The organism is Merdibacter massiliensis (assembly GCF_900155395.1).
In the GTDB taxonomy this organism is placed as follows: domain Bacteria; phylum Bacillota_I; class Bacilli_A; order Erysipelotrichales; family Erysipelotrichaceae; genus Merdibacter; species Merdibacter massiliensis.
The window spans coordinates 1-25,870 of sequence record NZ_LT699725.1; the positions used below are offsets into that span (position 1 = coordinate 1).

Annotated in this window: 20 protein-coding genes and 2 other annotated features; of the genes, 17 read left to right on the forward strand and 3 right to left on the reverse strand. The window is 41.3% G+C overall.

The annotated features are described in order from the left end of the window. Window positions 1-373: 373 nt before the first annotated feature. Window positions 374-1,021, forward strand: a complete 648-nt coding sequence (ispD, locus tag BQ9859_RS05660; protein ID WP_075877421.1) for a 2-C-methyl-D-erythritol 4-phosphate cytidylyltransferase — start codon at window positions 374-376, stop codon at window positions 1,019-1,021. Between the two features lie 217 nt (window positions 1,022-1,238). Here the strand turns inward: ispD and BQ9859_RS05665 are convergent, their stop codons facing one another. Beyond that, window positions 1,239-2,597 carry an MATE family efflux transporter gene (locus BQ9859_RS05665; RefSeq protein WP_075877279.1) on the reverse strand — a complete coding sequence of 453 codons (1,359 nt, stop codon included), beginning with the start codon at window positions 2,595-2,597 and terminating at the stop codon, window positions 1,239-1,241. 69 nt (window positions 2,598-2,666) lie between these two features. Then, on the reverse strand, window positions 2,667-3,584 hold the full coding sequence (locus tag BQ9859_RS05670; protein WP_407940077.1) for a LysR family transcriptional regulator: 918 nt from the start codon (window positions 3,582-3,584) through the stop codon (window positions 2,667-2,669). A gap of 123 nt (window positions 3,585-3,707) precedes the next feature. Here BQ9859_RS05670 and BQ9859_RS05675 point away from each other — a divergent pair, with 123 nt between their 5' ends. Then, window positions 3,708-3,938 carry a hypothetical protein gene (locus tag BQ9859_RS05675; RefSeq protein WP_075877280.1) on the forward strand — a complete coding sequence of 77 codons (231 nt, stop codon included), beginning with the start codon at window positions 3,708-3,710 and terminating at the stop codon, window positions 3,936-3,938. Between the two features lie 11 nt (window positions 3,939-3,949). Continuing rightward, window positions 3,950-4,783 (forward strand): DUF3737 family protein, encoded by an 834-nt coding sequence (locus BQ9859_RS05680; RefSeq protein ID WP_075877281.1) that lies wholly within the window; start codon window positions 3,950-3,952, stop codon window positions 4,781-4,783. A gap of 25 nt (window positions 4,784-4,808) precedes the next feature. Here BQ9859_RS05680 and BQ9859_RS05685 read toward each other — a convergent pair whose 3' ends face one another. Further along, window positions 4,809-5,687 (reverse strand): DegV family protein, encoded by an 879-nt coding sequence (locus tag BQ9859_RS05685; protein ID WP_075877282.1) that lies wholly within the window; start codon window positions 5,685-5,687, stop codon window positions 4,809-4,811. Between the two features lie 191 nt (window positions 5,688-5,878). Between BQ9859_RS05685 and BQ9859_RS05690 the strand changes: the two genes are divergently transcribed. The 14 genes from BQ9859_RS05690 to BQ9859_RS05755 form a co-directional block, all read left to right on the forward strand. Further along, window positions 5,879-7,576 carry an FAD-dependent oxidoreductase gene (locus BQ9859_RS05690; RefSeq protein WP_075877283.1) on the forward strand — a complete coding sequence of 566 codons (1,698 nt, stop codon included), beginning with the start codon at window positions 5,879-5,881 and terminating at the stop codon, window positions 7,574-7,576. 94 nt (window positions 7,577-7,670) lie between these two features. Further along, window positions 7,671-7,918, forward strand: a binding site (T-box leader). Window positions 7,919-7,979: 61 nt separating this feature from the next. After that, window positions 7,980-9,674 carry a 2-isopropylmalate synthase gene (gene leuA / locus BQ9859_RS05695; RefSeq protein WP_075877284.1) on the forward strand — a complete coding sequence of 565 codons (1,695 nt, stop codon included), beginning with the start codon at window positions 7,980-7,982 and terminating at the stop codon, window positions 9,672-9,674. A 4-nt stretch (window positions 9,675-9,678) separates the two neighbouring features. Continuing rightward, the gene (leuC, locus tag BQ9859_RS05700; RefSeq protein ID WP_075877285.1) at window positions 9,679-10,956 is read left to right on the forward strand and encodes a 3-isopropylmalate dehydratase large subunit; all 1,278 of its coding nucleotides are present in this window, start codon (window positions 9,679-9,681) and stop codon (window positions 10,954-10,956) included. Then, entirely contained in the window at window positions 10,953-11,444 is a 492-nt protein-coding gene (leuD, locus tag BQ9859_RS05705; RefSeq protein ID WP_075877286.1) for a 3-isopropylmalate dehydratase small subunit, read from the forward strand. Before leuC ends, leuD begins: the two co-directional genes overlap by 4 nt. Window position 11,445: 1 nt before the next feature. Beyond that, window positions 11,446-12,531 carry a 3-isopropylmalate dehydrogenase gene (gene leuB, locus BQ9859_RS05710; protein WP_075877287.1) on the forward strand — a complete coding sequence of 362 codons (1,086 nt, stop codon included), beginning with the start codon at window positions 11,446-11,448 and terminating at the stop codon, window positions 12,529-12,531. A gap of 91 nt (window positions 12,532-12,622) precedes the next feature. Further along, window positions 12,623-13,312 carry a DUF6198 family protein gene (locus BQ9859_RS05715; protein WP_075877288.1) on the forward strand — a complete coding sequence of 230 codons (690 nt, stop codon included), beginning with the start codon at window positions 12,623-12,625 and terminating at the stop codon, window positions 13,310-13,312. A gap of 135 nt (window positions 13,313-13,447) precedes the next feature. Then, window positions 13,448-13,867 (forward strand): 50S ribosomal protein L11, encoded by a 420-nt coding sequence (rplK, locus tag BQ9859_RS05720; RefSeq protein WP_075877289.1) that lies wholly within the window; start codon window positions 13,448-13,450, stop codon window positions 13,865-13,867. 20 nt (window positions 13,868-13,887) lie between these two features. Further along, window positions 13,888-14,574 carry a 50S ribosomal protein L1 gene (rplA, locus tag BQ9859_RS05725; protein WP_075877290.1) on the forward strand — a complete coding sequence of 229 codons (687 nt, stop codon included), beginning with the start codon at window positions 13,888-13,890 and terminating at the stop codon, window positions 14,572-14,574. A 29-nt stretch (window positions 14,575-14,603) separates the two neighbouring features. Beyond that, window positions 14,604-14,730: a sequence feature (ribosomal protein L10 leader region), on the forward strand. 35 nt (window positions 14,731-14,765) lie between these two features. Then, entirely contained in the window at window positions 14,766-15,275 is a 510-nt protein-coding gene (rplJ, locus tag BQ9859_RS05730) for a 50S ribosomal protein L10 (protein ID WP_075877291.1), read from the forward strand. Window positions 15,276-15,300: 25 nt separating this feature from the next. Further along, the gene (gene rplL / locus BQ9859_RS05735) at window positions 15,301-15,672 is read left to right on the forward strand and encodes a 50S ribosomal protein L7/L12 (RefSeq protein ID WP_075877292.1); all 372 of its coding nucleotides are present in this window, start codon (window positions 15,301-15,303) and stop codon (window positions 15,670-15,672) included. 67 nt (window positions 15,673-15,739) lie between these two features. Continuing rightward, window positions 15,740-16,357, forward strand: coding sequence for a class I SAM-dependent methyltransferase (locus BQ9859_RS05740; RefSeq protein ID WP_075877293.1), 618 nt, complete (start codon window positions 15,740-15,742; stop codon window positions 16,355-16,357). Window positions 16,358-16,446: 89 nt separating this feature from the next. Beyond that, window positions 16,447-20,616, forward strand: a complete 4,170-nt coding sequence (gene rpoB, locus BQ9859_RS05745) for a DNA-directed RNA polymerase subunit beta (protein ID WP_075877294.1) — start codon at window positions 16,447-16,449, stop codon at window positions 20,614-20,616. Window positions 20,617-20,623: 7 nt separating this feature from the next. Then, window positions 20,624-24,493, forward strand: coding sequence for a DNA-directed RNA polymerase subunit beta' (gene rpoC / locus BQ9859_RS05750; RefSeq protein ID WP_075877295.1), 3,870 nt, complete (start codon window positions 20,624-20,626; stop codon window positions 24,491-24,493). 169 nt (window positions 24,494-24,662) lie between these two features. Beyond that, window positions 24,663-25,870: glucosaminidase domain-containing protein (locus tag BQ9859_RS05755; protein WP_075877296.1), on the forward strand; the 1,208-nt coding region annotated here is incomplete at its 3' end.

The following is a 25,870-nucleotide window of genomic DNA, read 5'->3' on the forward strand; positions in this document are numbered from 1 at the left end:
AGATATTTGTTCCAGTTGACTCCTTCCATCACTTCAAGAAAACTGTACACCGGATCAGAAGAATCGATCTTTTTTTCACAATCCAGTGGTAAAATCATCTGAAATGCGGTATAATTCCTATTGCTCAAATAGGAATGATTTAGCTCTAACACTTCGATGTTTTTCATAGCTAAATTATACCAAAAAATGCATCCTTTCTCTTTCGAGATTAGATGCATTTTTTATTTTTGGCTATTCCTTATTCGTTACAGCCTCTTTTTTTACTTGATTTTTAATATGCCAAGGGTATAAAAATATCTTTTTTATTATATTTGTAAGATTTTTCACGCAAAGGAGCAATAGTGTGTTACACTATGGAAAAGGAAGTGGAAATATGCGTTATTCAGCGTTAGTGTTAGCGGCTGGCAGTGGACAAAGAATGAAGCTTGGATATAATAAAGTATTTTACGAATTGGAGAATGGCAATACAGTTTTGGACCAAGCATTATCGGTATTTAAAGAGGATGACCGTTGCAAACAAATCGTACTTGTCTGCAATTCAAATGATATTGTTCGTATTTCCTCTCGCTATGTGAGCGGGAAAGTGGTTGTAGTATTGGGAGGAGAAACACGTCAACAATCTGTATATAACGGTTTAAAAGCAGTTCATGAAGAAAATGTGCTGATTCATGATGGGGCAAGACCTTGGATATCGAAAAAAAATATAGATGCCTTACTGGATAAATTGCAGCAGCATCCTGCCTGTATTTTGATGGTACCGGCAAAGGATACGATCAAAGTTGTTGAAAAAGGAGTTATACAGAAAACGCTGAATAGAGAAACGCTGTGGATGGCGCAAACACCGCAGGCATTTGATACAAGATTGATCATATCTTGTTACAAGCGGGCAGAAGACCTGGGAATTCAAGCAACCGATGATGCACAAATTGTTGAACTTACCTGTGATATGCCGATATTATGTGTGAAAGGAAGCTATGACAATATAAAGATCACCACAAAAGAGGATTTAAAAGGGCATTAAAAAATAGAATCATTTTATTCAATATGGAGGATGAATTCTTGGTAAAAAAATTCGTCCTTTTTCTTTGCTTGATGGTTTGTGGATCTAAACATGAAAATAGCCAGTTTTCATAGGGTCAATTATCGCGATATCTTTATTTTGACAGTAAAAAAAAAGAACCTTTTTAATCTGGATATCCAAATTCCAAGGTTCGTGTTATAATTCCAAAAATCTGTTTTTATTGTGCTCCCTTTGTTTCTTTTGGAAGCCAGTGTGCATATCGATAATAGAATAGGAAGATGATCGTAGATACGACCCAGCTGATCGGCCATCCCAAGAGAACGACATGAATGCTGTGGAAGACTGGAACAGATAATAAGATCCAGGCCATACGAAGACCACACCAGCAAGAAATGACGATCAACATGGCAGTTGCGGCTTTGTTGGCTCCGCGCAGTACACCGCTGATAGCATGTGAGATAGCTAACATAAAATAACCAGGTACGACCAAACGCAACATGATATGTCCATATGCAATCACATCAGGATCGCTGCTAAAAATGCTCAATGCCAGATCGCCAAAGAGAAACAGGGCAATGCTGATGACAAAAGTCGTGGCAAGCGAAAGAATGAGACAGACTTTGGTACCTTCTTTAACACGATCAAATCGGCCGGCACCAATATTTTGACCGGTAAATGTCGTAATAGCCATAGAATAGCTCATAACAGGAAGGATGGCAAAACCGTCTATTTTTGTATAAGCACCGCAGCCGGCCATTGCAATAGAACCAAAAGCATTGATATTGCTTTGAACGATGACGTTGGAGAAAGAGACAATTGCATTTTGTACTCCGCTAGGCAGGCCTACACGAATGACTTCAGACAGAATAGAGGGCTGGATCTTCAGTTCTTTTAATTTCAGTTGATAATGGGCGTTGCCTTTCATCATCAATAAACAAACAAGAACGGCGCTTAGACATTGAGAAATCAATGTTGCCCAAGCGACACCGGAGATTGCCATATGAAGATAAACAACAAAAGCATAATCTAATACAATATTGATCACAGAAGAAAAAATCAAAAAGTACAATGGTGTTTTGGAATCTCCTAATGCACGTAATACGCCGCTGCCCATATTGTAAACCATGACACCTACAATGCCGTAAAAATAGATGCGAAGGTACACGATTGAATTTGCCATGACATCTTGCGGCACGCCTACCCATTGTAAAATATACGGGGTCAGCCAAATACCTACAAATGTCATGACGATGCCTGCCAGGATGATCAATGCCATTGATGTGTGAATAGACTTTGCTAAACCGTCTTTATCATGAGCACCAAAATAGCGGGAAATGACAACACCGGCACCAATCGACAGTCCCATAAAAAAACTAATCAACATATTGATAACTGGTGAACTTGAAGTAACGGCGGCTAATGCCTGTCTGCCGACAAAATTTCCAACAATGATAGAGTCGACAGCATTGTATAACTGTTGAAAAATATTTCCCAACACAAGCGGTATTGAGAAAAATAATAACTGTTTCCAGATGTTTCCTTCACTCATCAGTCCTTTTACTGATTCTTCCCCCATTTTCCTTCCCCCTTTTTATTGTATGGACACCATTATACGCCCTTTTTTGGGGGATGAAAAGAAGAGTTCTCATTTAGATGATTTCTCTTCTGCAATTTTTCTGAAAAGATCTTTTAACGTTTCTAGATATTTTTCACTGGCTTTTGTGTGAAAATGATATTTTTTCCAAATGATAGAAGGAGTTTCTTCCCGTATAGGAGTTAAAGGAATGAAACAAAGATTGCTGTCTTTTGTATTGATCAGTTTATCAAAACAGATCGCATAACCGATTCCTTCATCAACAAGGATGGAACCATTGTAAATCAATGTGTAAGTAGCGACGATATTGAGCTGTGAAATTTCTTTCTTGATCCAGGTTTGTAATGGCCAGCCGTTTTTTTCTTCCTGACGGGAGACGATCAAAGGTTTATCCCAAAGATCTTCCGGAGAAATAGCAGCTTTGCTTGCAAGCGGAGAGTCTTTACGCATCAATACACCATATGTATCTTTTAATGGCAGCTGAATAGACTCATATTTTGCATGATCAATTGCACCATAAAGCAGACCAAAATCAATCAATCCTTTATCTAACTGTTCTAATACATAGGTGGAGTTGCCGCTGGCAATATGATAATGAATATGCGGATATCGTTTCTGCAAGATTTTTGCAGCTTGTGCAAATACATGCAAGATATCACTTTCTCCAGCTCCTATATGGACATCCCCAACAATCGTATCTTCACTAGATGCAATTGTTTGTTCTGTTTTACGAACGAGTTCTAATATTTCTTCCCCACGATCTCTTAAAAGGATTCCTTCTTCTGTGAGCTGTATTCCGCGTGATCCTTTGGTAGAGCGAATGAATAAGGATTTTCCTAATTCTCTCTCCAGATTTTGGATTTGTACGGACAATGCCGGCTGAGAGACATGGAGAGCCTGTGCGGCGGCTGAAATGCTTTGCTCTCTGGCAATAGCTAAAAAATATTGCAGTACACGCAGTTCCATCATGGATCACCTCATAAAGATTTTATCATAAAAAAAAGTTATGGAATACTATTTAATATAAGTATTTGTTGTTCTATTGGAATGGTCGTATACTGTGTACGTAACTGAAATAAGTGAGGAAATCAGATGCAGGACAATTGGACAAAGGAAGATATGATCGAAAATTTAAGGGCAGCCGATTGTGATGATGAAATGATTCAGCAGTGTATGGATTGTATGCAACAAAAAGAAGATGCAGTTTTATATACGCTCTTGCGACAGCATCGTGATCATTTATTGGACAGCGTGCATCAGTATGAATGCTGTATCCATTGCTTAGATTATTTTATTTATCGATGGAAACAAAGAAAAGGATAGGAGTGAATGAGATGAGGACAGTAGAAAATCAAATGTTTGATCAGGAAAGAGCATGGTATGGAAGTGAAGATCTGGTTTTGAAAGGATGTTCTTTTGATGGTCCGGCGGATGGAGAAAGTGCATGCAAAGAATGCAAGAATATCATTGTTGAAGACTGTTTTTGTAATTTGCGTTATCCATTTTGGCATGTGCATGGTTTACAGATCGCAAATAGTGAGATGACAGAAAATTGCAGGGCATCGCTATGGTACAGTGATCACATCCAGATCAAAAATACACAGATGCATGGTATCAAGGCATTAAGAGAGTGTGAACAGGTGAACTTGGAACACTGTGATATACTTTCGCCAGAGTTTGGCTGGTCCACAAAGGACATTGAAATGCGTGATTGCAAAGTACAGAGTGAATATTTTATGATGCGGAGCGAAAATATCCATTTCGACCATGTAGATATGACTGGCAAATATTCTTTCCAATATATTCAGAATGCAACATTTGAAAATTGTACCTTTGATACAAAAGATGCGTTTTGGCATGGACACAATGTGACTGTAAAAAACAGCGTGATCAAGGGGGAGTATCTTGCTTGGTACAGTAACGGTCTGACGCTGATCGATTGTAAGATCATTGGTACTCAACCGTTATGTTATTGTAAAAATCTGAAATTGATCAATTGTGAGATGATCGATACCGATCTGGCTTTTGAGCGTTCCGATGTAGAAGCCACGATTACGACGAATGTCATGAGCATTAAAAATCCAAAGAGCGGAAAGATCATCGTTCCCTCTGTAGATGAGATCATCAGGGATGAGGAATGGGCAAAAGGAGCAGTTTTGATCAAATAAAAAGCCGATCGTGTGGATCGGTTTTTTAACGTGTGCTCATGCGTTTGTCACCTAGGAAGAATAAAGCAAGTGTATCGGGACCTGTATGCGAACCGATAACTGGACCAATATAATTGATGAGACATTGATTGATTCCATAAGCTTCTTTTACCATGCTGGCAAGCTGCTTTGCATCTTCTTCGCAATCGGCGTGACAGATCATAAAAATATCATTTTCGTCTTTCTTGCTGCCCATTTGAGACCCCATCAGATTGACAAGGGCACGAAGACCTTTTTTTCTTCCATGGCTTTTTCCTGTAGAAATGAGTTTTCCTTCATCGTTCATTTGGATCAAAGGTTTGATGGAAAGCATGCTTCCAACGACTGCTGTCGAACGAGATATCCGTCCTCCGCGCATAAGATGGAAGAGGTCGTCCGCTAATACAACATGGCAGATATGCAAACGATTTTCCATTACCCAATGGTACACTTCATCGAAACTGGCTCCTTTTTCTTTCATTTCGACTGCTTTATAAAGCAGCAGCCCTTGTCCAAGAGAAGCACATAATGTATCAATGACTTCGATGTGGTATCCTTCTTCTTTTAACTCTTGTGCAGCCAGTGCACAGCTGTTATACGTACCGCTTAATCCAGAAGAGAATGATAAGCAAAGTACATCCTTTCCTTGTGTCAATTCTTTTAAGAAATGGATTTTTGCGTCCATTGGTGTGATTTGTGAAGTGGTCGGCAATGCACCGGCACGCATTCGCTTATAAAACTCTTCATTGCTCTGCATATGACCTTCTTCAAAAGTCTCGCCTTCCATCGTGTAACTGAGATACATGATGGGAATTTGATGCTGAGTATAATAAGACTGAGGAAGATCTCCCATATTATCACTCATGATCACATAATCTTTATTCATTTGTTTCCCTCCTGACACTGATGGTATAAGATATCATCGTTTCTTTGAATTATAATATGCATGCCAAAAAAGCTCAAGATACAGAAATGTTAGATTTGTCTTTCTGAGCATATAGATATCTGCAAAATTTCATTTATCGTATAATATTGTTAACAAGATATTTCGTGTCATGAAGAAAAGGAGGTGCTGACATGAAAGTAATCGTTGTCGGCGGTGTTGCAGGGGGTGCATCTGCTGCCGCAAGAATTCGCAGACTAGATGCAAAAGCACAAATCATCATGTTTGAAAAGGGAGGGCATGTATCATTTTCGAATTGTTCCCTGCCTTATTATTTAAGCGGATTGGTGGAAGACAGTGAAGATCTAGTCATGATGACGCCGCAAAAATTTAAAAAGCAACATGACATCGAGGTCCGTGTACAGCAGGAAGTTGTACAGATTTTACGTGCTGAAAAGAAAGTCGTTGTGCTCGATCATGCGAATGGTCATACGTATGAAGAAACATACGACAAATTGGTATTAGCGCCGGGTGCAGATCCAGTATTGCCAAAAAGCATTGCCGGTATTGATCAGCCGCATGTATATGTCGTGCGAAACGTAACGGATATTGAACGGTTGAAAAAGGCGGCAGATGGTTCGGTTGGGCAAGTGGCAGTCATTGGCGGAGGTTTCATTGGACTGGAAGTTGCAGAGAATTTAGTCTTGGCAGGGAAAAAGGTGTGTATGATTGAAGGCATGGACCAGGTAATGGGTCCTTTGGATCATGATATGGCGCAGATCCTGCATAAAGAATTGGATGATCATGGTGTACAGCTGTATTTGAAGGCAATGTTGACTTCTATCGAAAAGGATCATGTCATTATTCAAAAAGATGCACAGGAACGACATATCCCGGCAGATATCGTGGTAATGGCGATTGGAGTAGCGCCGAATACGAAACTTGCCAAAGAAGCAGGATTGCGCATTGGCAAGACAAATGGAATCTGGGTCAATCATAATTATCAAACAAGTGATCCAGATATTTATGCAGTCGGCGATGCGATCGAAGGATATCATGCGTTGTTGCATCAGCCTTCCCGTCTTGCTTTGGCAGGGCCGGCACAGCGCCAAGCTCGGGCAGCGGCGGATCATATGTATGGCAGACAGCATCAGGAACATGGGTTCATTGGATCCAGCTGCATTCGTGTATTTGAACAAAATGCTGCCAGCACCGGTCTTAGTGTAAAAGCGGCGAAGGCTGCAGGTTATCAATGTGACAGTGTATTGCTTTTTGCAAATGATAAAGTATCATTGATGCCGGAGTGTCATCCAATGGCGTTTAAGCTGGTTTTTGAAGTGCCGACTGGAAAGATCTTAGGTGCGCAGGCTGTCGGCAAAGGCGAAGTGGATAAAAGAATCGACGTCATTGCGACGATGATCACGATGCAGGGAACATTAGAAGATCTGAAGGAACTGGAATTGTGTTATGCACCGTTGTTCTCTACCGCAAAGGATGTTGTCAATATGGCAGCTCTGGTCGCTTTAAATATATTGTACGGAGAATATACACAAGTACATGTGGAAGAAGTGCGCTCTTTGGTGGAAAAAGACGCCTGCATCATCGATGTAAGAGAAGCCGGCGAATTTGCAGCAGGTCATCTGAAAAACGCAAAGAACATTCCGCTTTCTGTTTTGCGGGAACGTATGGATGAGATTCCAAAAGATCGACCGGTCTATCTGCATTGCCGTTCTTCCCAACGCAGTTATTATGCATTATGTGCGTTAAGAGGAAATGGATACCGCAACATCGTCAATATCAGCGGCTCATTCTTAGGTATTTGCTTGTATGAATATTTTGAGGATAAATGCACAGGTCGAGAACCGATCATGACAGCTTATAATTTTCAATGATCTGTCAATGAAAATTTTTTCAATAAAAAGATGAATAAAAATGAAAAGAAACATGTTGACTTTTTTCATTGGAAGCGGTATCCTTTAATCAACAACAAAAGCGAAGAACGGGATCCGAAATAAACTCCCTGCTGTAGAGAGTCATCGGTTGGTGAAAGATGATGCAGATAGTTATTTCTACTCACCCGGGAGCTGTGACTTGAACGCATTTGCTAGTAAGTGTCATCGGGAATCTCGACCGTTATCAAAGAGATCATATTCGATAGTGATATGAACAAAGTGGGTGAAGCATATTCGCCAAATGAAGTGGTACCGCGGGAGGATCAGACTTTCGTCTTCATAGGAAGATGAAAGTCTTTTTTATTCCTTTAGAAAAGGTAAATACAAGAGGAGGAAATCATGAATGAAAGGATTTGAAAAGTATCGACGCCAGTATTTTATGCCGCCAGAGCCTTGTTATGAATGGACAAAAAAAGAATATATTGAAAAGGCACCAGCATGGTGCAGCGTAGATTTGCGGGACGGGAATCAGTCATTGATCATTCCGATGAGCCTGGAAGAAAAATTAGAGTTTTTCAAACTGCTGGTAAAAGTGGGGTTCAAAGAAATTGAAATTGGTTTTCCTGCAGCTTCTGAAACAGAATTTGAATTTGCCCGTACGTTGATTGAAGAAAATCTGATACCAGATGATGTAACGATCCAAGTCTTGACACAAGCACGTGAACATATCATCAAGCGTACCTTTGAAGCTGTAAAAGGGGCAAAAAGAGAGAATGTCATCATTCATTTATATAATTCCACATCAAAAGCACAGCGGGAACAAGTATTCCGCAAATCAAAAGAAGAAATCAAGCAAATTGCTATTGACGGTGCTAAATTATTGCAAGAATTAAGCGAACAAGATGGCGGGGGCTATCGCTTTGAATATTCTCCAGAGAGTTTTACAGGAACAGAAGTAGAATATGCATTGGAAGTCTGCAATGCCGTTATAGATATTTGGAAACCGACGCCTGATCATAAAGTGATCATCAATCTTCCTGTAACAGTGGAAATGAGCATGCCGCATGTCTATGCCAGTCAGATCGAATATATGTGCAAATATATGAAAGACCGTGAAAATGTCGTCATTTCATTGCATCCGCATAACGATCGTGGGTGCGGTGTAGCAGATAGCGAGATGGGGATCTTGGCAGGTGCAGACCGCATTGAAGGAACATTATTCGGCAATGGCGAGCGTACAGGAAATGTGGATATCATCACTTTAGCAATGAACATGTATTCGATGGGCGTGGATCCAAAGCTTGATTTTAGCGATATGCCGGCAATTGTCGATGTATATGAGCGCGTGACGCGGATGAAAGTAGGCTATCGTCAGCCATATGCAGGTCAATTGGTATTTGCGGCATTCAGCGGTTCACATCAGGATGCAATAGCGAAAGGAATGCACTATCGAGAGGATCGAAAAGAAGACCAGTGGACGGTTCCATATTTGCCGATCGATCCAAGAGATGTCGGCCGTGTTTATGAGACAGATGTCATTCGTATCAACTCACAGTCTGGTAAAGGCGGTGTCGCTTATATGATGGAAGAATACTATGGCTATGAACTGCCAGTTGATATGCGTGAGGAAATTGGCTATTTCATGAAAGGCGTAAGTGATAAACAGCATAAAGAACTTCTGCCAAATGAAGTGAAAGATTTGTTTGAAAAAGAATATCGAAATGTCAATGCTCCTTATGAGATGGAAGATTTCCATTTTGCAAGAGAAGGCGGGGAATTTATTTGTACATTGCGGGTCGTAACAGATGGTGAAAGAAAAAATATCGTCGGCAATGGAAACGGCCGTTTGGATGCTGTCAGCAATGCGCTTCGCAATAATACAAATGTGCAGTTTGATATCATGGATTATAAAGAACATTCCCTGACCAAAGGAAGTACTTCAAAAGCAGTATCTTATGTAAAGATCAAAGATTGCCGCGGCTTAGATCAATGGGGCGTTGGTATTCATGAAGATATCATCACCTCCAGCGTAATGGCATTATTTTCAGCGCTGAATCGTGCATTGATCCAAAGACGTGCAAAGGAAGGAAAGGAATAAGATTATGGGAATGACAATGACACAAAAGATCTTAGCTGCCCATGCAGGATTAGATCATGTAGAAGCTGGACAACTGATTGAAGCAAAATTAGATCTTGTTTTGGGGAATGATATTACTTCACCGGTTGCCATTAAAGAATTTGAAAAAAATGGGTTTGACAAAGTGTTTGATCCCGGACGGATAGCAATGGTCATGGATCACTTTGCGCCGAATAAAGATATCAAGGCAGCACAACAGTGCAAAGAATGCCGTACCTTTGCTTATGCCAAACATATTCAGCATTTCTATGATGTAGGAGAAATGGGGATCGAACATGCCTTATTGCCGGAAAAAGGAATCGTTGCTCCGGGTGAATGCATTATCGGTGCAGATTCCCACACTTGTACTTATGGAGCTTTGGGAGCTTTTTCCACCGGTGTAGGCAGTACAGATATGGCAGCAGGAATGGCGACTGGCAAATGCTGGTTCAAGGTTCCAGAAGCAATTCGTTTTGTCTTAAAAGGAAAAATGGCACCTAATGTCAGCGGTAAAGATGTGATCTTGCATATCATTGGAGAGATTGGCGTAGACGGCGCTTTGTATCAATCGATGGAATTTGTGGGAGAAGGCGTCAGCAATCTGACGATGGATGACCGTTTAACAATTTGCAATATGGCCATTGAAGCAGGGGCAAAGAATGGAATCTTCGAGGTCGATGATGTCACGCGTGAATATGTAAAAGATCGCGTCAATCGTCCGTTTGCAGAATATCATGCAGATCCGGATGCAGTTTATGCCAATACGATCGAAATCGATCTGAGTGCGATCAAACCGACCGTAGCTTTCCCGCATTTGCCGGAAAATACAAAAACAGTGGACGAAATCGGTGAAGAGATCAAGATTGATCAAGTGGTGATCGGTTCCTGCACAAATGGGCGTATTTCGGATATGGAAACAGCAGCAAAACTGTTGAAAGGAAAACACATTGCGAAAGGGGTGCGCTGTATCATTATTCCTGCTACACAAAGCATTTATAAAGAGTGTATCCAGCGCGGTTATATGGAAATTTTCATTGACGCGGGATGTGTCGTATCCACACCGACCTGCGGTCCTTGTTTAGGAGGCTATATGGGTATCTTGGCGCAAGGGGAGCGTTGTGTAGCAACGACAAATCGAAACTTTGTAGGACGCATGGGACATGTCGATTCTGAAGTTTATCTGGCAAGTCCGGCAACTGCAGCAGCCAGTGCCATTGCAGGATACATCGCGAGCGCACCATGTCAGGAAGGAGAAACAGCATGAAAGCAAAAGGACAAACACATATTTACCCAGATAATGTAGATACAGATGTTATCATACCGGCTCGTTATTTGAATACGAGCGACCCTAAGGAATTGGCTAGTCATTGCATGTGTGACATTGATGCTGATTTCGTGAAGAAAGTGAAACCAGGGGATATCATTGTGGCTGGATGGAATTTTGGCTGTGGTTCTTCTCGTGAGCATGCACCGATAGCAATCAAAGAAAGTGGTATCAGTTGCGTCATTGCAAAGTCATTTGCCCGCATCTTTTACCGAAATGCGATCAATATCGGATTGCCGATCTTAGAGTGCGAGTCAGCAAGCAATGCGATTGAGGCCGGCGATGAGATCGAGATTGATTTTGATAATGGAACGATTCATAATCTGACAAAAAAAGAAACATATCAAGCTGCGCCGTTCCCGCCGTTTATTCAAAAAATAATGAAAAATAATGGATTGATGAATGCGATCCGCAAGGGGGATTATTAAGATGGAAAAACGCATTGCAATTATTGAGGGTGATGGAATCGGACCGGAAATCATGGCAGAAGCAGTGAAGGTCCTTACGTGTATAGAAGAATTGTATGGACATCATTTTACCTATATGCCTGTTTGTGCGGGAGGATGCGCGATCGATCGTTATGGAACATCGCTTCCTAAGGAGAGCTTGGAAACTTGTTTAGACAGTGATTCTGTGTTGCTGGCAGCCGTAGGCGGACCAAAATGGGATGGAGTCGATCCCAGCATTCGTCCGGAAAAGGCATTGTTGGCGATTCGTAAAGAACTGGGACTATACGCTAATCTTCGCCCGGCTAAGATTTTTTCACAATTGAAACATGCATCTCCTTTGAAGGAGTCGATAGTGGAAAAAGGAATCGATTTCATGGTCGTACGGGAATTGATCGGCGGTGTTTATTTTGGAGAAAAGAAAACAGAAGTCGTGAATGGGGAACTGTATGCAAGCGATAATATGTGTTACTACGAACATGAAATTACGCGTATCGCCCATACTGCATTTCAAACAGCGCGCAAACGCAATGGACGCGTGATCTCTGTAGATAAAGCAAATGTATTGGACACGAGCCGTCTATGGAGAAAGATCATTCACACCGTCGCTAAAGAATATCCAGATGTGTCTTGTACAGATATGCTGGTAGATAATGCAGCGATGCAGATCGTAAAAGATCCGTCTCAATTTGATGTTGTCGTAACCGAAAATATGTTTGGAGATATCCTGAGCGATGAAGCCAGCATGATCACCGGCAGCATCGGTCTGATTCCTAGTGCATCCCTAGGAGAAAGCAAACGCGGCATGTATGAGCCGATTCATGGTTCAGCACCGGATATCGCAGGGAAAAATATCGCCAATCCTATTGGGATGATCTTATCAGCCGGATTGATGTTAAAGTATGCATTTGATCTGGATGAAGAACAAAAGATGATCGAAGATGCTGTTGAACAAGTGTTAAATGAGGGGTATCGTTGTGCAGATATTATGGAAGAAGGAAAAAAGAAGCTCACTTGCAGTCAGATGGGCGATCAGATCGTACAGACATTAAAAGAAATGAAACAGTAAAAAACGGGTTCTCCCGTTTTTTTATGCTGAAATGATGCTTGACAATATAGTTACTATATCCTTTATAGTAAGTAATGAAGGAGGTCATCTTATGTGGAGAGAAAGAATTTCTGCTTATGCAGGAAGACAGACTCTTGCATTTTCATGGAAAAAGCTCTTATTCATACTTTTGGGTGCTGCCATTTGTTCTTTTGGTATCCATAATATCCATCAGAGAACGATGATCACAGAAGGAGGGATCATTGGTGCGATGCTGCTGATCGACCATTGGTTTCATTTTTCTCCTGCTTATATTACCCCGGTATTGGATGCTGTCTGTTATTGGATGGCATATCGTTCTTTAGGCATGCGTTTTATCCGTATATCCATTGTTTCAACGATCAGTGTTTCTTTATTTTATAAGATATGGGAATGTTTTCCACCGATGTTGCCGGATCTAAGCGCGTATCCATTGTTGGCGGCGATCCTTGGGGGAATCTTTGTAGGAATCGGGATCGGAATGATCATTCGTCAAGGCGGATCTGGCGGAGGGGATGACGCATTGGCCTTGGTCATTGCCCATACGATGCACTGGCGTTTGTCGCGCTGTTATTTGTTTACAGATGTGACGGTGCTGTTGCTGTCAGTGAGTTATTTATCACTGGAGCGTATCCTGTATTCTCTGGTCACTGTCAGTATTTCATCGTATTTGATCGATTATGTACAATCTTTTTCATTGAATAGAAGTATAAGTATCCAATATTTGAAAAAAACAAGAGAAACAATGCGTAAAAACTTATAAAAAACCGCTGGAAATGCTTGATTTTCTGAATAAAAAACTGTAAAATACAATAGCTATCGTCTGATAGTATGCGTGGGAGGATGGCAACAGTCCAATAACCACTGCATAAGACAACAATTTTAGGAGGTGTGTCTTGTGAGCAAAAAAGTTGCAAAAATTTGTAAACTGCAGTTCCCTGCAGGCGGAGCTAGACCAGGACCGGCTTTGGCTTCTGCTGGTATCAACATGCCGCAGTTCTGTACAGCATTCAACGATGCTACGAAAGACCGTGCAGGTGATATGGTTCCAGTTATTATCACAGCATATGAAGACAAATCATTTGACTTCGTATTAAAAACAACACCGGCTGCTATTCTTTTGAAGAAAGCTGCTAAGATTCAAAAGGCAAGTGCAAACCAAAAAGAAATCAGCGGTACGATCACTGTTGATCAGTTGAAAGAAATCGCTGAATACAAAATGCCAGATCTGAATGCAAATGATGTAGAGGGTGCTATGCGTATCGTTGCTGGTACAGCTCGCAACATGGGTATCAAGATCGAAGGCTTTGAAATGTAAGAAAGGACGAGTGAACAAAGATGGCAAAAGTAGGAAAGAGATTTGCTGAAGCTGCTAAATTGGTTGACCGTTCAAAAACTTACTCAATCGAAGAAGCAGTTGCTTTAGCAAAACAAACAAGTGCAGTAAAATTTGATGCTTCTGTAGAAGTTTCCTTCCGTTTGAACGTAGATCCACGTCATGCTGATCAGCAGATCCGCGGTGCAATGGTTCTGCCAAATGGTACAGGTAAATCACAGAAAGTATGCGTAATTACACAAGGCGCTAAAGAACAGGAAGCAAAAGACGCTGGTGCTGATTACGTAGGCGGAAGTGAATTGTTGGATCAGATCTCTAAAGGATGGTTTGATTTTGATGTAATCGTCGCTACACCAGACATGATGGGTCAGCTTGGTAAATTGGGTCGTTTGTTAGGTCCAAAAGGATTAATGCCAAACCCTAAAACTGGTACAGTTACGATGGATGTTGCAAAAGCAATTGAAGATATCAAAAAAGGTAAAGTAGAATACCGTGTTGATAAAGAAGGAAACATCAACTTGATGATCGGAAAAACAAGTTTCGAAGATCAGGCTCTGGTTGAAAACTTCAAAGCAATTTACGGTACGATCGCGAAAGCTCGCCCGGCTGCTGTAAAAGGTACTTATATCAAGAACTTGGTACTGAGCACAACAATGGGGCCTGGCATCCGTGTAGCGGTTGAAAAATAATTGACATTTTAGTAATAGATGTTAAAATAACAAAGGTTATCAATATACCAAAGACAGTAACGGCAGAAATGCTTAATCATGTTACCGAGGTAGAAAGATGAGTAAAACTTTCAAACCCGTATACTGTCCAGGTATGCGGGTTTTTATCACTCTTGCGGTATATTTGATATAGAAAACAGGAGGTGTAGGAAATGAATCAGGCAATCATCGATGCAAAGAAAACGCTTGTTAGCGAAATTGCGGACAAGATGAAAAATGCTGAGTCAACTGTTGTTGTTGAATATCGTGGTTTGACAGTAGCAGAAATGACAGAGCTGCGCCGTAACCTGCGTGCCGAAGATGTAGAGTTCAAGGTTTACAAAAATGCAATGTCACAGCGTGCTGCTGAGAGCATCGGCGCTGACGGATTAAAAGATGCATTGGTTGGACCAAACGCTCTTGCTTTTGGTAAAGACGCAGTTGCACCTGCTCGTGTATTAGCAAAATTTGCAAAACAGCATGAGGCGCTAGTATTAAAGAGCGGTATCGTCGAAGGTAAAGTTGTAGATGTAGAAACAATTCAGAAATTGTCAAGTCTGCCAAACAAAGAAGGCATGATTTCTATGTTCTTAGGATGTCTGCAATCACCAATCATCAAATTTGCTTGCGCTGTTAAAGCAGTTGCAGAAAGCAAAGAAGGTTCAGCAGAAGCTGCTGAATAATAAATATATTTAGGAGGAAATAAACATGGCAAAGTTAACACATGAGGATATCTTAGCTTATCTTGAAGAAGCTACTATTCTAGAATTGAACGACTTAGTAAGTGCAATCGAAGAAAAATTTGGCGTAACTGCTGCTGCACCAGTTGCTGCTGCACCAGCTGCAGAAGCTGCAGAAGCTGCTGGACCAACTGAAGTAACTGTTACATTGACTGATGTTGGTGGAACGAAAGTTGCTGTTATCAAAGCAGTACGTGAGATCACTGGCTTAGGATTAGTTGATGCTAAGGGATTAGTTGATAAAGCTCCAAGCGTAATCAAAGAAAACATCAAACCAGAAGAAGCAGAAGAAATCAAGAAGAAATTGATGGATGCTGGTGCTTCTGTTGAAATTAAATAATTTATTTAAGATTATTTAGAAACAATCAAAGGGAAACCTTTGGCAACTAAAAAGGACGGAGATCGATATGAATCATTATTTCACAGATAATCGTCATTTAGCACAAAACCGGAAAGAAATCACTTTCCGGTTTTCGTGTTTTACTTACCACTTCATTACTGATAATGGAGTTTTCTGTAAAGACTATGTAGATATGGGTTCTCAAGTATTGCTGGAGGCAATTGAGAAGAAAAATGAATTAGGAGAGAAAGCATTGGATCTTGGATGTGGATATGGTGTCATTGGCATTGTCTTGGCAAAATTACATCCATCTATGAAGTGGATGTTAGCTGAGATCAATCCGCGTTCCTTAGAATTGGCAAAAGAAAATGCTCTTCGCAATGAAGTGCAAGTAGAGTGTGTGTACTCTGATGTATATTCGGGAGTAAAAGGGAATACTTTTACTGATATTATCACCAATCCGCCTATTCGTGCTGGGAAAGAAGTCATTTACCGCATGTTTGATGAGGCGTATGACCATTTGGAAACAAATGGAAGATTGTGGGTCGTCATCCGAAAACAGCAAGGAGCACCCAGTGCGAAGAAACATATTGAAGATACATTTGGCAATTGTGAGATCTTAGAACGTTCAAAAGGATATTATATTCTTTTTGCTAAGAAGCTTGACAAATTGACAGTTGATTGATATTATAATAAATTGCAAAATACTAGAATGGCTGAATAGCGTATTTTTGCTGTTTTAGGTAGAAAATATATAAAGAAAGGATGGCGTACATGGACCAAAAGACACCTTATCGTATCGTCGCTTCCGGTAAAAAGGCAAAGCGTAGAGATTACTCAAAGGTTAGTGGAAAATTAGAACTTCCAAACCTGGTTGAAATTCAAACTGATTCTTTTGAGTGGTTCAAAAACGATGGAATCGCAGAAGTATTCAATGAGATTTATCCGATACAAAACTATGGAGGCAACATCCGTTTAAAGTTTTTAGGATATGAGTTTGAAGAACCGAAATACGATGCAGAAGCATCAATGTATCGGGAGTGTAACTATGCTGCTCCATTAAAGGCAAAAATGGAACTGGAGATTACAGATACGACTACCGGTGAGGTCATCCGCAAAGAGGAAGAGGTTTTCCTTGGTGATTTCCCTTTGATGACTGAAACAGGTACTTTCATTATCAATGGTGCGGAACGTGTAATTGTTTCGCAGATCGTGCGTTCTCCGGGTGCATATTTCTCTACAGGTTATGAAGAGAAGACCGGAAAGACAAGTTATAGTTGCGAATTGATTCCTAGCCGCGGTACTTGGCTGGAATTTATGACTGAATTAAAGAAAAGTTCTTTAGGCCGTCAGCTTTCTGTAAGCATCGACCGTAAGAGAAAGATCCTTTCCAGCATTTTGTTTAAAGCAATCGGTATGTCTGTTGACCTGCTGCCGAGCGAAGATCCGTTGGATACGACCCAAATGGAAACTTTCTTGCATGCCATGGGCAGAGAATGGCCGGCAGATCTAGCAATTGATGATGAAAATAGAGAATACATGAATCTGTATTTGTTGATGTATACTGCATTCTTTGGCAAATATGAAGAAGTAGAACATACATTATTGAGCGATAAAGTAAAGACGACACAAGAAGCTTTATTGTCTATTTATGAAAACCAGCGCAGTGATGAGATTCCTACATTGGATGGTTCCATCACTTTGATGAATGCGAAATTCTTTGATCCGCGCCGTTATGATCTGACAAAAGCAGGTCGTTTCAAACTAGGCAAGAAATTAAGTGCTGTTTCTCGTACATATTTAACGACATTGGCACAGGATATCGTCGATGGCGATGGCAAAGTATTTATGGAAAGCGGTACATACATCAAACGTGATGAGCGCAATGCATTGCGTGAAGTATTGGCAAAAGGTGTATATGTCACAGCTTTCCCGTTCAATCCATTGTTTAATCATCCGGATGTAGTAGAAGTTCCAACTTCTTATGGCACAGGATTAGTAGGACGTATCTTAGCTCATGATGTTGAGCTCAATGATCGAACTCTGTATGAGGGAAGCGTATTGAGCGAAGCAGATGTAGCAGACGTAGCAAAAGAATTTGACAAGATCAAAGTACAGGCCGGCGTAATTGCCAAAAAGGTTGCATTGACAAAAGAAAATGTAGCTTCTGTATTAAATTATGGACAACGCATGTATGCATTGGCCCGTTTAACAGATGCACAGGGCAATGACGTTGAAAACATGGATGGTGATCTGTTTGTAGATGGCTATACACCACGTGTAAAACCAGATGCATTGGATCCGGATACGGTAGAAGAAATTACTTCTGTTGTTGTGAAAGAAGGAAATGTATATGCTTGGTTGGTAGGTGCAGCTGTACAGGAAATCTATGTGCGCAGCAATGACAATACATTGATCAAGATCATCGGCAATGATCCATTTGCTAATAAACACACCATTACTATTTCCGACATGTATGCGTTCTATTCTTATAATTTGAACATCATGGATGGCATCGGTGAAACGGATGATATCGATATGTTGGGAAACCGCCGTATCCGTACGGTAGGAGAATTGATCCAAAACCAGTTCCGTATCGGTTTGAGCCGTATGGAACGCGTGGTAAAAGAACGTATGTCAATTGCAGAGATTGCAACATTGACGCCAAAGAAATTAACAAATATTCGTCCATTGACTGCCGCAATCAAAGAGTTCTTCTCTAGTTCACAGTTGTCACAGTTCATGGATCAGCAAAACCCATTGGCAGAATTGACCAATAAACGTCGTATTTCTGCGCTGGGTCCAGGAGGTTTGACTCGTGATCGTGCAGGCTTTGAAGTACGTGACGTTCACAGTTCTCACTACGGACGTATTTGTCCAATCGAGACCCCAGAAGGACCAAACATCGGTTTGATCTCCAACTTGACTACTTATGGTAAGATCAATGAATACGGTTTTATCCAGACACCGTATCGTATCGTAAACCCGGATGGTACAGTACAAGAAAATGCGATCTATCTTTCGGCAGATGAGGAAGCGGATTATGTCATTGCACAGGCCAATGAGGTCCGTGATGGACGCTTGGTCAACGAACATGTCGTTGCACGTAAAAACGGTGATACGATCATCGCCCGCCGCGAAGAAGTAGAATTGGCCGACGTTTCTCCAAAACAGATCGTTTCTGTCGCAACTGCCTGCGTTCCATTCTTGGAAAATGATGATGCGTCACGTGCCTTGATGGGTGCCAACATGCAGCGTCAGGCAGTACCGCTGTTGATGCCGCATTCTCCTTATGTAGGAACAGGAATCGAATATAAGATCGCAAAAGATTCCGGTGTTGGTATCGTCGCTAAAGAAGATGGTGTCGTTGAATATGTTGACTCATTGCGTATCGTAGTACGCGACGATGAGGGACAGACACATGAATATCGCATGCGTAAATTCCAGCGTTCAAATGCCGGTACAAGTATCAACCAGCGTCCGATCGTGAAAAAACATGAGCGTGTAGAAAAAGGTGACATCTTGGCAGATGGACCATCTATGGAAAATGGCGAGCTTGCCTTAGGACAAAACGTAACGATCGCATACATGACATGGTATGGTTATAACTATGAGGATGCCATCATTATGAGCGAACGCTTGGTTCGTGATGATGTCTATACTTCTATTCATATCGAAGAATATGATATTGATTGCCGTGAAACAAAATTAGGCCCAGAAGAAATTACCCGTGATATTCCAAATGTCAGCGAGAATGCACGCCGTAATCTGGACAGCCGCGGTATCGTCATGGTAGGTGCGGAAGTACAAGAAGGCGATATCCTGGTTGGTAAAGTAACGCCGAAAGGACAAAGCGAAATTTCTCCAGAAGAGAAATTGTTGTTAGCGATCTTCTCTGAAAAAGCACGTGAAGTTCGTGATAACTCCTTGAAAGTGCCGCATGGCGGTGCAGGTATCGTACATTCCATCCGCGTATTCAAACGTGAAGATGGACACGATCTGCCTCCTGGAGTAAAAGAAACAGTAAAAGTATATATCGTTCAGAAACGTAAGATTTCTGAAGGTGACAAGATGGCCGGACGTCATGGTAATAAAGGTGTCATCTCCAAAATCCTGCCGGTAGAGGATATGCCGTATATGCCGGATGGTACGCCAGTCGATATCATGTTGAACCCGTTCGGTGTACCTTCCCGTATGAATATCGGACAGGTATTGGAGATCCATTTAGGCTATGCTGCTAAGAAATTGGGTGTCAAATTTGCCACTCCGGTATTCGATGGTATTTCAAATGAAGAATTAAGTGAAATCATGCAGGAAGCAAACATGACAAAAGACGGAAAACAGGTATTGTATGATGGACGTACCGGTGAAGCGTTCGATGAACGTATTTCTGTTGGTGTCATGTACATGATCAAGTTGGCTCACATGGTTGATGATAAATTGCATGCTCGTGCAACTGGTCCATATTCACTGGTTACACAGCAGCCATTAGGTGGTAAAGCACAGAATGGTGGTCAGCGTTTTGGTGAGATGGAGGTTTGGGCACTCGAAGCATATGGAGCAGCTCATACATTGCAAGAAATCTTGACCGTGAAATCAGATGATATTCAGGGCCGTACCAAGACATACGAAGCAATTATCAAAGGTAAAGATATTCCTGAACCGGGAATTCCAGAGTCATTCCGTGTATTGATGCATGAGTTGCAGGCGTTGGCAATCGATGTTCGTTTGTTAGATGACAATGGACAAGAAGTTGATTTGTCAAAAGAGGATAATGAGCCAAGTGTCTTGCCAAGCAAACCACATGAAGAGAATACAATGCAGTCAAATGTTGCTGATGAAGAATCTGAAAAACAAGAAACAGATACTTTACAGGAACCAGATGAAGCAGATGTAGATATTGATTTTGTAGATGAAGAAAATGAAGAAGATAAGGAGGCGTAAGTAGATTATGAGTATCAATAATTTTGCCTCAATTCAGGTACGTCTGGCTTCTCCAGAACGAATCCATGAATGGAGCCACGGAGAAGTGAAGAAACCGGAAACAATTAACTATCGTTCCCAGAAACCAGAACGAGACGGTTTGTTCTGCGAGCGTATCTTTGGTCCAAGCAAGGACTGGGAATGTTATTGCGGTAAATACAAAAAAGTACGTTATAAAGGTGTTATATGCGATCGCTGCGGCGTTGAGATCACTAAATCTACTGTTCGCCGTGAACGTATGGGGCATATTGAACTAGCTGCTCCAGTTGCGCATATCTGGTATCTGCGTGGAATTCCATCCCGTATGGCATTGCTGCTGGATGTTACACCAAAGCAATTGGAAGAAGTAGTCTATTTCGTATCTTGGATCGTTACTGATCCGCGCGATACAAAACTGGAATATAAACAAGTATTGTCTGAAAAAGAGTATCGTGAGAATATGGCTATTTATGGCCCGGGCAGCTTTGTTGCCCAAACAGGCGCTGAAGCTGCATTGACCCTGTTAAAAGACGTAGATCTTGAAAAAGAATACAAAGCTGTTAAAGAGGCAATGGAAACAGCCCAGGGTGAAAAACATAAGAAGCTGGTCAAACGTTTAGATACAATTGAAGCATTCCGTCATTCTGGTAACAAGCCAGAGTGGATGGTGCTGACCGTCATTCCGGTAATACCGCCGGATCTGCGTCCAATGTTACAGCTGGACGGCGGCCGTTTTGCGACAAGTGATCTAAATGACCTCTATCGTCGTGTCATTACACGTAACAACCGTTTGAAGAAACTGTTAGAGCTGGGTACACCGGCAATCATCGTGCAAAATGAAAAGCGTATGCTGCAGGAAGCAGTAGATGCTTTGATCGATAATGGTCGCCGTTCAAAACCGATCACCGGTGCGGGAGGCCGTGCATTAAAGTCTTTATCTCATTCATTAAAAGGTAAACAAGGACGTTTCCGTCAAAACTTGTTAGGTAAACGTGTTGACTTCTCCGGTCGTTCTGTTATCGCCGTGGGACCGGATCTGAAAATGTATCAGTGCGGTATTCCGCGTGAGATGGCAATTCAGTTATTCAAACCGTTTGTCATCAATGAAATCGTAAATCGTGAAATTGCATCAAATCCAAAGACAGCCGAAAAGTTGATCGATCGCCAGGATCCGCGTATCTGGGATATCGTTGAATCCGTTATCGATGGTTATCCGATCTTGATGAACCGTGCGCCTACACTTCACCGTTTAGGTATTCAGGCATTTATTCCTAAGTTGGTGGAAGGTCGTGCGATGCGTCTGCATCCATTAGTATGTACTGCATTTAATGCCGACTTCGATGGTGACCAGATGGCCGTTCACGTTCCATTGAGCGAAGAAGCACGTGCAGAAGCATTGATCATGATGCTGGGATCAAACAACATCCTGGGTCCAAAAGATGGTAAACCGATCGTAACGCCAGGTCAGGATATGGTCATGGGTAACTTCTATTTGACAATGGAAGAAACAGCAGATGAATTCCGTGCAGAAGCACAGCGCTATTTAGATGTAGATTGCGAAGATGAAGCAGCAATGTGGAATCGGTTTGCAGATAATGAAGCGCATGTATATGGCAGCATTGATGAGATCATGATGGCTTATCAGACAAAACAGATCCATTTGCATTCCCGTATTGCTATTCCTGCCAGAAACTTAGGCAAAACAAGTTTTACAGAAGAACAGATGAAGAAATATTTGATGACGACCGTCGGTAAAGTCATCTTCAATAACATGTTCCCAGAAGATTTCCCTTACTTAAATGAGATCAGCAGTGAAAACTTCAAAGCAACTCCGGACAAATTCTTCTTGAATATGGGTGAAAACATTCATGAAGCAATTGAAAAACTGCCGATCACACCGGCATTCAAGAAAAAAGATCTTGGAAAGATCATCGGTGAGATCTTCAAACGTTATTCAACAGAAAAAACATCTCATATCTTGGATGAGATCAAAGACCTTGGATTCTATTATTCAACGGTTGCCGGTGTAACTGTATCGCTGGCCGATATCGAGGTAGCACCAAATAAAGAAGAGCATGTCAACTATGGTAAAGAAAAAGCCGAAGAACTCAAGCGTCTGCAGCGTAAAGGTAAATTGACGATGCAGGAATGGGAACGTCATCTCAACAAATTATGGGCAGACGTCAAAGATGATATCGCGGATGAGCTGCTGAGTTCATTGCCGCGCAAGAACCCAATCAACATGATGGCCCGTTCTGGTGCCCGTGGTAATACATCAAACTTTACACAGTTAGCCGGTATGCGTGGATTGATGGCAAAACCATCACAATCGAAATCAGCTAAGGGAGAATATGTACCAAGCATCATCGAGGTTCCGATTTATTCTTGCTTCCGTGAAGGTCTGAATGTGTCCGAGTTCTTTATCTCTACACATGGTGTACGTAAAGGTCTGACAGATACTGCCTTGAAGACAGCAGAATCCGGATATTTGACTCGCCGTTTGGTCGATGTTGCGCAAGATGTCATCATTAAAGAAGATGATTGCGGAACAGATAAAGGCTATTGGGTAGAAGCTATCATCGATCGCAAGACAAATTCAATGATCGAATCTCTCTATGACCGATTAGTTGGACGTTATGCGAAACAGGATGTCGTTGATCCAAAAACAGGTGAACTGATCATCGCCAGCGATGAATTTATCACGGACGATATTGCAAAACAAATCGAAGATGCCGGCATCGAAGGCATGTATATTCGTTCTGCATTTACTTGTAAATCCATTTATGGAATCTGCCGTAAATGCTATGGCCGCAACATGGCAACAGGTAAAGATGTTGAAGTTGGTGAAGCCGTTGGTATCATGGCTGCCCAATCCATTGGTGAACCAGGTACACAGTTGACCATGCGTACATTCCATACCGGTGGTGTTGCCAGTGCGGATGGTGGAGATATCACACAAGGTCTTCCTCGTGTCGAGGAATTGTTCGAAGCACGCTGTCCAAAAGGTGTTGCGGTATTAGCTCAGATCAGTGGTGAGATCACTTCTGTGGAATCTTTGGAAAATACTCCAGGATTTGAAGTAACGATCACAAACGAAGTAGAAAGCAAAGTACACAAGATCAATCCTTCACAGGCAATCCGTCAGTGGATCAAACCGGGTGTGAAGATCGAAGCTGGAGATAAGATCACAGAAGGTCCAGTAGATCCAAAAGAATTATTGAAAGTTGCCGGCGTACGCCAGGTACAAAACTATATCTTGAAAGAGGTAAAGAAAGTTTACCAATCACAAGGTATTGAAATCAGCGATAAACATATCGAAGTTATGATCCGTCAGATGCTGCGCAAAGTAGTTGTTGTAGACGGTGGAGATACAGAGTTAAGCGCTGGTGTCCAGATTTCCCTGATCCGTGCCAACAAGATCAACCGTGAAGCATTGTTGAGCGGTAAATCGCCAGCTAAGATCAAACCGGTATTACTGGGTATCTCTCGTGCTTCTGTTGAAACAGACTCCTTCTTGTCTGCCGCTTCTTTCCAGGAAACAACAAAAGTGTTGACTGATGCAGCAATCAAAGGAAAAGTTGACCATTTGATCGGTTTGAAAGAAAATGTCATCATTGGTAAGCTGATTCCTGCCGGTACAGGCTGTGAAGGCGATCGTCCAACAAACCATATCATTGCCGCAAAAGCAGCTGAGCTGAAAGCAATCCGTGAAGAGCGTAATCATCGTAACGATGATGATGAAGCATTCATGAATTATGCAGGTGAATCAAATGATTCTGCCTACGTACAGCCTTTAAGCAGTGATGCAATCAATGAAGCAGTGGCAGAGGATGATCTGTCTATTACGGAATTACAATAAAGCAAAAAGAGCACATGAAATAAATCATGCGCTCTTTTTTATGGAAGAAATTACAGGCTATTTAAGACATAGCTGGTGTATGTTTTTAATAGTAGTTATGTTATAATTATCATGCGATTATATCGTGTTTTATAAAGGGAAAAAAACAAAGGGAAGGAGACAGCTGTAAATGAAGAAAATAATCATTCTTTGTGTATGTACATTTGCATTAGTAGTAGGCTGCATCTATGGGAATACAATGATGGCAAACGAAGCTTCCTCAGCGGCTGTTGGAGCTACTTTACCAGAAGATCATATATTTACGACAATAGATGAAGATGGACGCTTGGTCGTTATGGATAAAGAAGAAATGGAAGAAGAAACGGCACAAGAACAAGCACATCTAAAGCAAGATGGACTGAGCATTGGCGGAATACAAGATCTAAAATATGGAATCGTTAATTTCCGTACAAAAAGTTCAGCATCACAAAACACGAACTACATAGATGCAAATACCGGAGAGAGCGGTTATACAAATGGCTATTATGCAGCTGATGCTGCTTATCTTGGTTATGAAAACGGGAAAGTAAAATTTATGCTGTCTGGTGTAGTGGGATTGGTCAATCCCAGTGAAGTGGAAATATTAGATGCTACAGAAGACTGGTATGTAAGTTTTTACCGTTGTGAACAAGGAATATTGAAACATTACATCAAAAACAGCATATATGGAAATAGTTATGCAAGTGCAATTACAGTCGGCGAGATCCAGCCGTATATGAAGAATAACGTATATTATTACAGTTATGACGGACATTATTTTTATACAGATTACCTTGATATGTTGGACGATTATCTCAATGATACCAGGAAAAATGCAATTAATGCAGATCAACCATATTATAACTACTATCAATTCGTATCAAACCGCTCAAAAACGAGCTTTACTGCATCGGATATCAATAATTATGTAAAATCATATTTAGGTGACCTTTATACAGCTTCATCTACGAAGATGTATGAAATGGGGAAATATTATATTCAATATCAAAATGAATATGGAGCAAATGCTTTATTAGTGTTTGGCGTTTCTGCAAATGAAAGCGCATTTGGTACAAGCAATATTGCGAAAAGCAAAAATAATTTATTCGGACACAATGCTGTAGATTCCGATCCAGGATTAGCCAATGGTTATAGCTCACCGCAAAACAGTATCATGGATCATACAAAATACTATGTCAATCTATGGTATTCCACACCGAAATATTCTACTTATCATGGTTCATTTTTAGGCGACAAAGGCAGCGGGATGCTCAGCTATGCTTCTGACCCATATTGGGGTGAAAAAGCTGCTCACTGGGCTTGGAATCTAGATATTAATACAAAAAATAAGACGGATGT